This window comes from Rhodococcus sp. BP-261, assembly GCF_019835205.1.
Lineage (GTDB): Bacteria > Actinomycetota > Actinomycetes > Mycobacteriales > Mycobacteriaceae > Rhodococcoides > Rhodococcoides kyotonensis_B.
The window spans coordinates 326,444-338,099 of sequence record NZ_JABUCO010000002.1; the positions used below are offsets into that span (position 1 = coordinate 326,444).

General features: G+C 65.1%; 13 protein-coding genes. 11 read left to right on the forward strand and 2 right to left on the reverse strand.

The annotated features are described in order from the left end of the window. Positions 1–31 precede the first annotated feature (31 nt). On the forward strand, positions 32–712 hold the full coding sequence (locus HQ354_RS03785) for a TetR/AcrR family transcriptional regulator (protein ID WP_068431302.1): 681 nt from the start codon (positions 32–34) through the stop codon (positions 710–712). A gap of 1 nt (position 713) precedes the next feature. On the opposite strand, the gene HQ354_RS03790 is transcribed toward HQ354_RS03785, so the two are convergent. After that, on the reverse strand, positions 714–860 hold the full coding sequence (locus tag HQ354_RS03790; RefSeq protein WP_157105421.1) for a hypothetical protein: 147 nt from the start codon (positions 858–860) through the stop codon (positions 714–716). 220 nt (positions 861–1,080) lie between these two features. Between HQ354_RS03790 and HQ354_RS03795 the strand changes: the two genes are divergently transcribed. Continuing rightward, the gene (locus HQ354_RS03795; RefSeq protein ID WP_068431305.1) at positions 1,081–1,854 is read left to right on the forward strand and encodes a glucose 1-dehydrogenase; all 774 of its coding nucleotides are present in this window, start codon (positions 1,081–1,083) and stop codon (positions 1,852–1,854) included. A 40-nt stretch (positions 1,855–1,894) separates the two neighbouring features. Then, entirely contained in the window at positions 1,895–2,812 is a 918-nt protein-coding gene (locus tag HQ354_RS03800; RefSeq protein ID WP_254303646.1) for a D-isomer specific 2-hydroxyacid dehydrogenase family protein, read from the forward strand. Here HQ354_RS03800 and nac read toward each other — a convergent pair. Beyond that, positions 2,806–3,738, reverse strand: a complete 933-nt coding sequence (gene nac, locus HQ354_RS03805; RefSeq protein WP_174551498.1) for a nitrogen assimilation transcriptional regulator NAC — start codon at positions 3,736–3,738, stop codon at positions 2,806–2,808. The two genes, HQ354_RS03800 and nac, sit on opposite strands and share 7 nt — an antisense overlap. Positions 3,739–4,009: 271 nt before the next feature. Here nac and HQ354_RS03810 point away from each other — a divergent pair, with 271 nt between their 5' ends. From HQ354_RS03810 to HQ354_RS03845, 8 genes are all read left to right on the forward strand, one after another. Then, positions 4,010–4,801, forward strand: coding sequence for a LamB/YcsF family protein (locus HQ354_RS03810; RefSeq protein WP_068431311.1), 792 nt, complete (start codon positions 4,010–4,012; stop codon positions 4,799–4,801). Beyond that, positions 4,798–5,490 (forward strand): allophanate hydrolase subunit 1, encoded by a 693-nt coding sequence (locus HQ354_RS03815; RefSeq protein ID WP_222634185.1) that lies wholly within the window; start codon positions 4,798–4,800, stop codon positions 5,488–5,490. The genes HQ354_RS03810 and HQ354_RS03815 overlap by 4 nt, the downstream gene beginning before the upstream one ends. Further along, positions 5,483–6,520 carry a biotin-dependent carboxyltransferase family protein gene (locus tag HQ354_RS03820; protein ID WP_222634186.1) on the forward strand — a complete coding sequence of 346 codons (1,038 nt, stop codon included), beginning with the start codon at positions 5,483–5,485 and terminating at the stop codon, positions 6,518–6,520. Before HQ354_RS03815 ends, HQ354_RS03820 begins: the two co-directional genes overlap by 8 nt. Continuing rightward, positions 6,517–7,860 carry an MFS transporter gene (locus HQ354_RS03825; RefSeq protein ID WP_222634187.1) on the forward strand — a complete coding sequence of 448 codons (1,344 nt, stop codon included), beginning with the start codon at positions 6,517–6,519 and terminating at the stop codon, positions 7,858–7,860. Before HQ354_RS03820 ends, HQ354_RS03825 begins: the two co-directional genes overlap by 4 nt. A gap of 10 nt (positions 7,861–7,870) precedes the next feature. Then, positions 7,871–8,626 (forward strand): SDR family oxidoreductase, encoded by a 756-nt coding sequence (locus HQ354_RS03830; protein WP_068431317.1) that lies wholly within the window; start codon positions 7,871–7,873, stop codon positions 8,624–8,626. Continuing rightward, positions 8,619–9,650, forward strand: coding sequence for an L-idonate 5-dehydrogenase (locus HQ354_RS03835; RefSeq protein ID WP_222634188.1), 1,032 nt, complete (start codon positions 8,619–8,621; stop codon positions 9,648–9,650). The genes HQ354_RS03830 and HQ354_RS03835 overlap by 8 nt, the downstream gene beginning before the upstream one ends. Positions 9,651–9,763: 113 nt before the next feature. After that, complete coding sequence (locus HQ354_RS03840; RefSeq protein ID WP_222634189.1) at positions 9,764–10,975, forward strand: aspartate transaminase; 1,212 nt, start codon at positions 9,764–9,766, stop codon at positions 10,973–10,975. 8 nt (positions 10,976–10,983) lie between these two features. Beyond that, on the forward strand, positions 10,984–11,655 hold the full coding sequence (locus tag HQ354_RS03845) for a 4-carboxy-4-hydroxy-2-oxoadipate aldolase/oxaloacetate decarboxylase (RefSeq protein WP_114330925.1): 672 nt from the start codon (positions 10,984–10,986) through the stop codon (positions 11,653–11,655). The last annotated feature ends 1 nt before the right edge of the window (position 11,656 follow it).

Here is an 11,656-nt window from a genome sequence, read left to right on the forward strand (position 1 = left end):
CGCTCGGGCGGGGAGAGTGGATAATTTGCGCATGGCTGCATCGACCGAACCCTCGCGGAGCCCCGCGGCACCGCGGCGCCGCAAGAACGGGCGCGCGACCGACCCGGCATCCCAGGGTTCGACGCGCCGTCAGGCTCTCGTCGACATCGCAGCAGAACTGTTCGCCGAGCGCGGCTTTCGATCGACGACCGTGCGCGAGATCGGGGACGCGGCAGGCGTGCTGTCGGGCAGCTTGTACCACCACTTCGATTCCAAAGAAACCATCATCGACGAGATACTGACGAGCTATCTCGACAGTCTCATGGCCACCTACCGGGACATCGCCGGACGCGATCTCGATCCGAAAACGACACTGCGCGAACTGATCCTCGCCGCGTTCGTCTCCCTCGGTCCGCACCGAGCAGCCATCACGGTCATTCAGAACGAACGCAACTACCTGTCCCAGTTCCCTCGCTTCTCGTACCTCACCAAGGCCGAGACCGACGTCCGGCAGATCTGGGTCAAGGTGATAGAAGACGGAATCGCGCAGGGCGACTTCCGCGACGATCTCGATCCGATCATCGCGTACCGCTTCCTGCGCGATTCGGTGTGGGTAGCCGTCCGATGGTTCACCCCGTCGGGGAAGCTGTCGGCCGAGCAGCTCGCCGACCAGTATCTCTGCCTCGTTCTGGAGGGGCTGGAATCACCGAGGAAGACCCGTCGGCAGCGATGACCTAGCGGTCCGACGCGCCCGCGAGCTGCAATTCCTGCCGCACCGTCACGTCCGCCGTAGCGTCTGCGGGACGCCTGCACACTGCCATCGTCTGGTCCCACCACGACTGCACTGCGTTCGTCTCGGACCCCGACCTGCTGTTCTCCACCGATCTCCTCCAGGTGTTCGTCTCATTCGGCTCGCGCCTGAGCAGGTGATACCCAGCTCGTCTCATCTTCAATCACATTGCCGACGAGGCGCCGCGTATGACGTCAGACCCGATAGGTATGCCCGTCGGCCTTGCGCACCGAATGTCGCTTGGCAGGATGTATCGACAGACACCTCGGCAGCGCCGAGACCACGACATCTCTCCACGGAAGGCGTGATACGTGCACGGCCATGAGGTTTTCGACTTGCGCGACAAGGTTGCACTGGTCACCGGATCGAGCAGAGGCATCGGCCGCGCGCTGGCCACCGGGCTGGCGGAGGCGGGCGCGCGCGTCGTGTTGAACGGGCGCGACGCCGACGCACTGTCTCGCACTCGTGACGAAGTCGCCGAGGCGACCGGAGCCGACGTCCGCGCCGACGCATTCGATGTCACGGACTCGGCCCAGGTCGCGGCGGCAGCAGTGCGTATCGAGTCCGAGGTGGGCCCGGTCGAGATCGTCGTGAACAACACCGGCGTTCAGCATCGCGCTCCGCTGCTCGAGTTCCCCGACGACGATTTCCGTCGGGTACTGGATACGAACCTCACCAGTGCGTTCTACGTCGGCCGTGAGTTCGCACGCGCGATGGTCGATCGCGGGCACGGCAAGATCGTCAACATCTGTTCGGTCCAGAGCGAACTGGGACGGGCAGGCATCGCACCCTACGCGGCGAGCAAGGGCGGGTTGAAGATGCTGACCCGCGGTATGTGCGCGGATCTCGCTCCGCGCGGTATTCAGGTCAACGCTCTCGCGCCCGGTTACTTCGACACCGAGTTGACGCGCGCGCTCGTCGACGACGCCGAATTCACTGCCTGGCTCGCCGCGCGCACGCCTGCCGGTCGATGGGGCCGTACCGAGGAACTGGTCGGTTCGCTGCTGTTCCTGTCCTCGCCCGCATCCGATTTCGTCAACGGCCAGATTCTGTACGTCGACGGCGGCATGACCGCCGTCGTCTGACACACACCAACCGTTTCGTCCAGAAGAAGTGAGATCTCTCGTGGCACCTGTACGTATACACCTCGGCCCGACGCACAATGCCGAACTGGCCGACGCGATCACCGGCGCGGGAGGCGTCCTCGCACCGCTCGACGACGCCGACGCGGTGGTGTGGACGGCGGGTCCCGATTCGTTCCCGCGTGATCTGCCCGACTCGATCCGTTGGGTGCAGCTCTCGTCGGCGGGCGTCGAGTCCTGGTTGGACGCAGGGATCGTCGACGAGAAGAGGACGTGGACGTCCGCCGCCGGCGCCTATTCCCGCACGGTCGCACAACACACCATCATGCTGCTGCTGGCCGGTGTCCGACACCTGCCCGAGCAGCTGAAGGCAGACTCCTGGCGGAAGGACGAATTCGACCCGCGAGTCGGGACGCTGGACGGAAGCACCGTCGCGATCGTCGGGTGCGGCGGCATCGGCCGGGCACTCATCCCGTTCCTGCACGCAGCGGGCGCGAAAGTGCTGGCGGTGACGCGCTCGGGGGTTCCGGTCGACGGCGCCGCGCTCACGCTGCCCGCCGACCGTGTCGACGAAGTCTGGTCCAACGCAGATCATTTCGTGATCGCCGCGCCTGCGACGAGCGAAACCGCGCATCTGGTCGACGCGTCCGCGTTCGCCCGCATGAAGCCGTCGTCGTGGGTGGTCAACGTGGCGCGCGGGGCACTGGTCGACACCGATGCTGCCGTCGACGCAGTGAAGAACGGAGTGATCGGCGGAGTCGCGTTCGACGTCACCGATCCCGAACCACTCCCCGACCAGCACCCGTTGTGGTCGCTCGAGAACGCGATCATCACACCTCACGTCGCGAACCCAGCGTCCGGATTGTCGACGGCGCTGGCTGCACACATCGCACGTAACGTCGAACTTCGCTGCGCTGGAAGCGAATTGGTAGCCAAGATCGACCCGAACCGGGGCTACTGACCTCGTTCGGGCGGACGGGTGTTGGCGGCGACGTACTCCGCCAACACCGTCCGTAGCACCTCACGGACCGCTTCGGCGGGTTTGGACAGCGGCTGGTTCGCGGGTGTCCCCAACGACACCTGCACTTCGATGACCGGTTCGATCCGTCGCAGCTCCAGCCCCTGAACGTTCATCATTCTGCGCGCCACGGACAGCGGTAACACCGTCGCGCCGAGGCCACTTCTGACGGCTTGACCCATCAGGGTCACCGATTCGACCTCCGCCACGATCTTCGGTTGTGCCAGAGCGGATTCGAACGCTGCTCCGACGACCTTGCGGATCGTGTGCATCCGGCCGGGAAGCAGCAGCGGCACTTCGAGCAGGTCGAGCAACGACACGGCGCTACCGACTTCGCCGGGAAGACCGGTTCCCGACGGCGCGACCACCATCAACTCCTCGGTCAGCAGCCTCTCGAACGTGACGCCCTTGATCGGGCCCGCGTCGTAGAGCAGAGCCATGTCCATGCGGCCGGTCATCATTGCTTCACTGAGCACACCGCCGAAATTCTCGTTGATATGCAACAGAATCGACGGGTACCGCGCACGGACCGCCGTCAGCAGCGGCAGCGCGATCGCAGCGACGGTGCTGTACGGAGCAAGTCCCACCGACACGCCGCCGGCCAATTCCCTTCCGACGACACTGACTTCGGCCTGTGCGCTCTCCACCTGCCGCAGAATCACCTGCGCGTGTCGGTACAACGCCTTTCCTGCGTCGGTCGGTTCGACGCCCTGTTTGCTGCGAATCAAGAGCTGCTGCCCGAAGTGCGACTCCAACGCCGTCATCTGTTGACTGAGCGCCGGCTGGGCGATGTGGAGGATGTCCGCTGCGCGCGTGATGCTGCCGGCATCGACGATGCGAACGAACGAGTACAGCCGTCGTGTGTCCACTGTTTGTTCTTCTCTCCTATCGGTTCAGCACAAGGTTTCCTCACCGTTTCAGATGAGCTACAGCGCTGTAGCGATTCACGTGCATCCGACACGCGGGTCCCGCATATTCCCAGGTGAACCAGCATAAGCCTTTGCTATTACATCACTGCGAACGGGTATTAACGCTCGATCGTCGTTCCTGCGTAGCGTCCGTTCCAACGAGATGCGGCACCGGGCGTACAGCCCGCCGTCACCTGACGTTCCACTTCGACAGGCAGAAAGGCAGGAAGCGATGGTTTCCAGAATCGACCTCGTCGCCGATCTGGGTGAGAGCTTCGGCGCATGGACCATGGGCGAAGACGAGGCGCTGCTCGACCTGCTCACGTCGGCGAACGTCGCCTGCGGCTTCCATGCAGGCGACCCGCGCACGATGGACCTGACCGTTCGGCGTTGCGTCGAACGTGGGATCGCCGTCGGCGCGCACCCGAGCTTCCCCGATCTGGCCGGATTCGGCCGTCGCGCAATGGATCTGACGCCCGACGAGGTACGAACGGACGTCCTGTACCAAATCGGTGCCCTGCAGGCGTTCGCGACGGCGCACGGTACGTCGGTCACGCACGTGGCTCCGCACGGCCGGCTCGGCAATCTCGTTGCGACACGACCGGATTACGCCACCGCGGTCGTCGACGCCGTCTGCGCCCTCGACCCGAGCATGATCGTCATGGCGCAGGACGGTTGCCTCGCGGACGAGGCCCGCACGCGAGGTGTACGCGTCGGAATCGTCGGAATCGCCGATCGCGCGTACCGACCGGACGGCACCCTGGTGCCGCGCACCGAGCCGGGAGCCGTGATCGAAGACCTCGACGAATTGGTGGCTCGCACGGTGCGCATGGTGGTCGACGGTGTTCTCGACGCGGTCGACGGCACACCGATCGCCATCGCGGCCGATACCGTTCTACTGCACGGCGACAACCCGGGTGCAGTCCGCACCGCCGCAGCCATTCGAGCTGCTCTCGACGCGGCAGGCGTCGAGATTCGGGGGTTGCATTCGGACACCGTGCGCCGCGATCGCTGTCCGGCATGACGGGCTTGACCATCACCGACTGCGGCGACTCGGCACTGCGAGTCACGTCGTCGGCGGCGACGACGGAAGAGAAGTGGGCCCGGGTACACGCCCTGGCGGCCACCCTCGACGCTCGCAGTCCCGTAGGCGTGTTCGGCGCGATCGTGACCTACGACGCGCTGCTCGTCGAATTCGATTGCGTGACAACCTCACACGACGCGGTACGGCGGGCCGTCGAGTCCGCAGCGCAGGCAGGTGGCGACACAGAGCATCGCGCACCGCGGTCCTTCGTCGTTCCGGTCGTCTACGGAGGTGCTCACGGTCCCGATCTGGAGCTTGTCGCCTCGGTACTCGGAGTGAGCACGGACGAGGTCGTCCGTATCCACTCCTCCGAGCCGCTCACCATGCGTTGCTTCGGGTCTCCGGGCGGAGCGCCCATGCTCGACGGGCCTGCGTTCGAACTTCCCATTCCTCGACGGTCCAGTCCACGCCCGAGTGTTCCGGCCGGAGCTGTCGCCGTCGCGGGGCGTCAGGCCGTCGTATCCGCCCGACCGGCACCCGGCGGTTGGCAGGTTCTGGGCCGCACACCTGTCGAACTGGTCGACCTCACGTCGAGCCCGTTGTCGCCGTTCGCCCCGGGAGACACGTTTCGTTTCGAACCCATCGACGCTGCGGAGTGGGACGCATACGCAGGAGGCATCGATGGCTGAGACCTTGACGATCCTGCAGCCTGGGATCTCCGCCGTCACCGACCTCGGACGGCGACGCGCGAGCCGTGTCGGGCAGATGACCGGTGGCGCGTCGGATCAGTACAGTGCCGAGGTCGCGAACGCTCTCGTCGCGAGCGAACCCACTGCACCGTTGATGGAACTCATGGCGTTGGACTTCGCCATGGTGCCGAGCACCGACATACTCGTCGCTGTCACCGGCGCCCCGGCCGAGGTTCGCGTCGACGGCGTTCGGGCCGCGCAGTGGGAACCCGTGGTGGTTCCGGCGGGCGCGACGCTGTCCGTCACACGGATCCGTCATGGGCTGCGCGTCTACATCGCCGTGCACGGTGCCGTGCACGCGCGGTCGCTGATGAACAGTTGCGCACCGGATTCCGTGCTCGGGTTCGGCAATCACCTCGCATCGGGAGACACGATCGAGATCGATGTCGACTGCCCTCCGATACGACATCCCTATTTCGACATCCCCGTCTTTCGTCTCGGCGCCGTCCGCCCCCGGTTCGGCGACCACTGGGACGTTCCCGTCACCGACGGCCCCGACATCGGGGACTTCGGTGGCACCGAGACACGGCTGTTCGACACCACCTTCACCGTCGGTGTCGCCAGCAATCACATCGGACTTCGCCTGGCCCCACCCGACGGCCATCGGCTTCCCGAACGCACCGCGGCGACGGAGATGTTGTCCCGCGGTGTTCCGATCGGAGCCGTCGAGGTTCCCGCCGGTAACGAACTTCTCGTCCTCCATCGAGGACGCGGGGTCACTGCCGGTTACCCGGTGCTCGCCGTCGTCACCACGATCGGCCTGTCACTACTCGGCCAGGCTCGACCCGGCCACACCGTCCGTTTCACCCGTACCGGCATCGACAGCGCGGTCGCTGCGCACCGACGACGGCAATCCGACATCGATGCAGTGCGGTCGAGAGTCCACACGGTCTTCACCGCGCTCGGCATTCCGACTCACGTCGGCCCTGGACCACTACCCAGCTCTGCACTCACACTGGAGTCAGCATGACAAACGCACTCACCCCGGACACAGGCACCGCACCCCCGGCACCGGAGACGACCAAGATTCGCAAGGTCGTCCTGGCCGGATGTGTCGGCATCTTCGTCGAGCTGTACGACAACGGCATCTTCGCCTTCATGGCGACGGCGCTGGCCATCGTCTTCTTCGACGTCTCGAAGTCGTCGGATGCCCTGATGCTCGTGTTCGCGGGCTACGCCATCTCGTTCTTCATCCGACCGCTCGGCGCCGTGGTCTGCGGCATCCTCGGTGACCGCATCGGCAGACAGAAGATGCTGGTGTTCGTCATCATGCTGATCTCCGTCGCCACCGCAGGCATCGGTCTGCTTCCGACCTACCAGGCCATCGGAATCGCTGCTCCCGCGCTGTTGATCCTGCTGCGAATCATGCAGGGCTTCTCGGTGGGCGGCGAGGCTGCAGGCGCGATGACGTTCCTCGCCGAGCACGCTCCGGACAACAAGCGCGGTCGAATCACCAGCTACGCCCAGATCGCATCGTTCCTCGCTCTGCTGACCGGCACGCTCGTCGCCTTCGCGATGTCGCCCTGGCTGAACGAGGCAGCGATCGACGGCGGCGGCGTCGCGAGTTGGGCATGGCGCGTTCCGTTCCTCGTCGCAATTCCGATGGGCATCGCCGGGTGGTACATCCGTCGTGCAATCAGCGACACCCCCAACTTCGAGAAGCTCAAGGCCGAAGGCGGTCTGTCTCGGAACCCGCTCAAGGAAGCATTCGCGACCCCCGAGCACCGCAAGGCAATGCTGTTGGCCCTGTTCATTCCGCTGATGAACGGCTCCGGTTACTACGTCCTGTTCTCGTACATGCCCACGTTTCTCAAGGGTGAGAGCATCGGATTCTCCACCGGCACCGCGCTGCTCGTCACCGCCGCATCGCTGGTCGCGATCTGCATTGCAATCCCGTTCATGGGCGCGCTGTCGGACCGGATCGGTCGAAAGAACGTCATTGCCGGAGCGGCTGCGGCCATGGCCGTCGCGGGCATCCCGTGCTACGCACTCATCGCTACCGGCAACGTCGCCCTCGCCGTCCTAGGCGCCTGCGTCATGGCCGTCATCTTCGCCGGACACACTGCTGTCATCCACATCCTGATCGTGGAGCTGTTCCCCACCCGCGTTCGCTACTCCGCGTACGGCCTCGGGTACAACATCTCCTCCGCTCTGTTCGGTGGAACGGCTCCGCTGCTGATGACCTGGCTCATCCCCCACTTCGGAATCTACGTCCCTGCCTACTACGCGGTGATCACCGCGATCGGCACGCTCATCGCCGTCAGCACCATCACCGACCGCGCCCACGAACCGCTTCGGGACACTCTCTAAGGACTCTGTCATGCCATTCAGCGACTACAGCACTGCCCTCGTCACCGGAGCGAACACCGGAATGGGCGCCGCCGCCACCGAACTGCTCACCAAACGCGGAATCACCGTGTACGGCCTCGCCCGCGATGCTGCCAAACTCGACGACGTCGCATCACGGACCGGAATGATTCCGCTCGCCGTGGACGTCACCGACACAGCCGCATTGACTGCAGCTGTCGGGGATCTCGACATCGACATTCTCGTCAACAACGCAGGTGTGTCGGCGACGGGCAACATCCTCGACGCCAGCGAGGAATCCGTCGACGCGATGGTCGACGTCAATCTCCGCGCCGTGCTCCATCTGTGCCGGCTGCTTCTGCCGGGCATGGTCGAACGCGACCGCGGACACGTCGTCAACATCAGCTCCATCGCCGGTCTGTACAACTTCTACGGACACACCGCCTACCACGCCACGAAGGCTGCGGTGCACCAGATTTCGCGCCAGCTCCGCAACGACACCAAGGGCAAGCGCATCCGCGTCACCGAGATCTGCCCCGGCCGCGTCGAGACCGAGATCTTCGGTCGCAATCTCGGCGGAACACCGGAAGCCATGAAGGAAGCGTGGGACACGTTCTACGAGGGCTTCGAATCGATCACCACCAAGGACATCGCCGACGCCATCGAGTTCGCACTCGATGCACCGCGCCACGTCAACATGGGCCTGATGGAGATCATGCCCACGTTCCAGGTCCCCGGCGGCCTCGACTTCGTGCGGCGCAATGACTGAGACGACACTCGGCGTGGTCGCACACGCAGCCGACGACCTGCGCGTCGAACAGGTGCCGGTTCGCCGTCCTGCTGCCGACGAGGCCGTCGTCGAGATCGCGTTCGGCGGAATCTGCGGATCCGATCTGCACTATTGGACGCACGGCGCCGCAGGCGAGTCCATCCTGAAAGCTCCGATGCTTCTGGGCCACGAAGTGGTCGGCACGGTCACCGCGGCGGCGGCCGACGGAAGCGGTCCCGCCGCCGGGACCCGTGTCGCGGTGCACCCTGCCACCCCGAAGCCCGGCACCGTGCGTCATCCCGAGGATCGGCCGAACCTGTCACCAGGATGCACCTATCTCGGTAGCGCGGCCCAATTTCCCCACACCGAGGGAGCTTTCGCGAAGCACTCGGTGCTGCCGAGTCGCATGCTGCGCCCTCTGCCCGACACTCTGGACTTCCGCACGGCTGCCATCGCGGAACCGGCTGCGGTGGCATGGCACGCGGTTGCACGTGCCGGCGACGTGACGGGAAAGAAGGCGCTCGTCGTCGGATGCGGCCCCATCGGCGCACTCGTCGTCGCGGTGCTGGCACGCGCCGGTGCCGCCGAGATCGTCGCGGTCGACCTGCACGAGACGCCGCGCGAGATCGCCCGGTCGGTGGGTGCAACCCGCACCCTCGACGCCTCGGACTCCGAATCGATTGCCTGCGTCGATGCCGACGTTGTCATCGAATGCTCAGGCAATCGATTCGGTCTCGAGTCGGCCATCCGCGGTGCGACGCGCGGTGGCCGAGTGGTCATGCTCGGGCTGCTTCCGACCGGAATGCAGCCTGCTCCACTGTCTCTCGTCATCACACGCGAACTCGAGCTGGTCGGTTCCTTCCGATTCAACAGCGAAATCGACGACGTCCTCGAGGCGCTCGCCGACGGTTCGCTCGACGCGAGCGCCGTGGTCACCCATACCTTCGGCGTCGACGATGCTCTCGAAGCATTCGCCGTCGCCAAGGATTCCGCACACTCCGGCAAGGTACTGCTCGAGTTCTGAGCCTGCGCGTCATCGCCGATCGTTATATCCCGAGAACGAACAGGTCTTGGGCATCAGGAACATTCGACGCTAGCGTCGATGTCGACACCACCATATTCACCCGAGGAGATCACATGTCTTCGCCCCTTCTCGCCTCGCGTGTCACCCGCATGCGTGAGTCTCCGAGTGTTGCAGCTGCACAACGGGTTCGGGAACTGAAGGCCGAAGGGCGATCGATCCTCGATCTCACCGTCGGTGAACCCGACTTCGACACACCGGACCACATCAAGGCGGCCGCGATCGCGGCGATGCAATCCGGATTGACCAAATACACTGCCGTCAACGGTATTCCAGTACTGCGCGAAGCGATCTCCAAGCGGTTGATGGAGAAGACAGGTCTCGACTACGACGCGTCGCGCATCACCATCGGCGGTGGCGCGAAGCAAGTCATCTTCCTGGCGTTGATGGCGACGGTCGAAGCCGGCGTCGAGGTTGTCGTCCCCTCCCCGTACTGGGTCTCGTACCCGGACATGGTCGAGGCGCACGACGGCACCCCCGTCGTCGTCGACTGCCCCGAGTCGGACGGATTCCTGCTGACGCCGGAACGTCTCGAAGCTGCCATCACACCGGCCACCCGCTGGGTCATCCTGAACACCCCGTCGAATCCCACCGGCGCGATCTACGACGCGGACAGGTTGGCGGCGTTGGCCGCGGTGCTCGACAGGCACCCGCATGTCCACGTGCTCTCCGACGAGATCTACGACGAGATCTGCTATCTCGACGCCCCCGCTCCCACGCTGCTCGGCATCGCACCCCACCTGCGCGATCGCGTCTTCCTCACCAACGGCGTGTCGAAGTCGTACGCGATGACCGGCTGGCGGCTGGGTTACGGCGTCGGCAATCCGGAGCTGGTCGGCGCGATCAACAAGTTGCAGTCTCAGTCGTCGTCGTGCCCGTCGTCGATCAGCCAGGCTGCTGCCGCCGAGGCGCTGTCCGGTGATCAGAGTTTCGTCACGGAGTCGGTGGCGAGTTATCGACACCGACGCGACGTCGTGTTCGAGTTGCTCGACGCCGTGGACGGGCTCGACCCCGTACTCCCGCAGGGTGCGTTCTACCTCTTCGTCGGCTGCTCCTCCCTGATCGGCGCGCGCACACCCGAGGGTGTCGAACTCCGTAGCGATCAGGATGTCGTTCTCTACCTGCTCGATCACGCTTCGGTCGCGACGATCCAGGGGTCCGCGTACGGCGCGGACGGGTACTTCCGGGTCTCGTTCGCCACGTCCGAGGACGTTCTACGTTCCGCCGCGGCCAGTATCTCCGCAGCCGTCTCGTCACTGACTCGATAGGAATTCTCATGGTCCACGTCACCACCAAGATCGACCGCCCTGCGAAGGAACTCGTCGACGAGCTCGGCGCCTTCTCGGCCGCAACCATTCACGAGGCCCAAGGACGTTCCGGCGCATTCGATTCCGGCATCAAGCCCATCGATCGCGACATGTCGTTCTGCGGACCGGCTTTCACGGTCGTGTGCCATCCCCGCGACAACATCATGCTGCAGGTCGCCATCAGCTACGCCCAGCCGGGTGATGTGCTGATCGTGTCCTCGGGCGACCAGCCCGCGGGCCAGTTCGGCGACGTGCTCGCCAATGCCTGTGTTGCACGCGGTATCGCAGCACTCGTCACCGACGGCGGTGTCCGCGACTCGCGCGAAATTCGCGAACTCGGCTTCCCGGTCTTCAGCAAGCATGTGTGCATCCAGGGAACCGTCAAGGAATCCCTCGGGCCGATCAACCAGCCGCTCGTCTTCGGCGGACAGCTCGTCCGCCCCGGAGATGTGATCAAGGGCGACTGCGACGGTGTCGTGCTGACGCGTAGGGAAGAAGTGCGGTCGGCGATCGACGCCTGCCGCGAACGCGACGCCGCCGAGGCGGAGTACATCGAACGCTACAAGCGAGGCGAGACGCCCATTCAGGTCAGCAATCTCGCAGCGGTTCTCGAAAGCAAGGGTCTCACCGTCGACGTCTAGA

Coding starts and splice junctions, on each gene's coding strand:
- HQ354_RS03785 (WP_068431302.1), top strand. CDS start 32: ATGGCTGCATCGACCGAACCCTCGCGGAGCCCCGCGGCACCGCGGCGC.
- HQ354_RS03810 (WP_068431311.1), top strand. CDS start 4,010: ATGGTTTCCAGAATCGACCTCGTCGCCGATCTGGGTGAGAGCTTCGGC.
- HQ354_RS03815 (WP_222634185.1), top strand. CDS start 4,798: ATGACGGGCTTGACCATCACCGACTGCGGCGACTCGGCACTGCGAGTC.
- HQ354_RS03820 (WP_222634186.1), top strand. CDS start 5,483: ATGGCTGAGACCTTGACGATCCTGCAGCCTGGGATCTCCGCCGTCACC.
- HQ354_RS03825 (WP_222634187.1), top strand. CDS start 6,517: ATGACAAACGCACTCACCCCGGACACAGGCACCGCACCCCCGGCACCG.
- HQ354_RS03830 (WP_068431317.1), top strand. CDS start 7,871: ATGCCATTCAGCGACTACAGCACTGCCCTCGTCACCGGAGCGAACACC.
- HQ354_RS03835 (WP_222634188.1), top strand. CDS start 8,619: ATGACTGAGACGACACTCGGCGTGGTCGCACACGCAGCCGACGACCTG.
- HQ354_RS03840 (WP_222634189.1), top strand. CDS start 9,764: ATGTCTTCGCCCCTTCTCGCCTCGCGTGTCACCCGCATGCGTGAGTCT.
- HQ354_RS03845 (WP_114330925.1), top strand. CDS start 10,984: ATGGTCCACGTCACCACCAAGATCGACCGCCCTGCGAAGGAACTCGTC.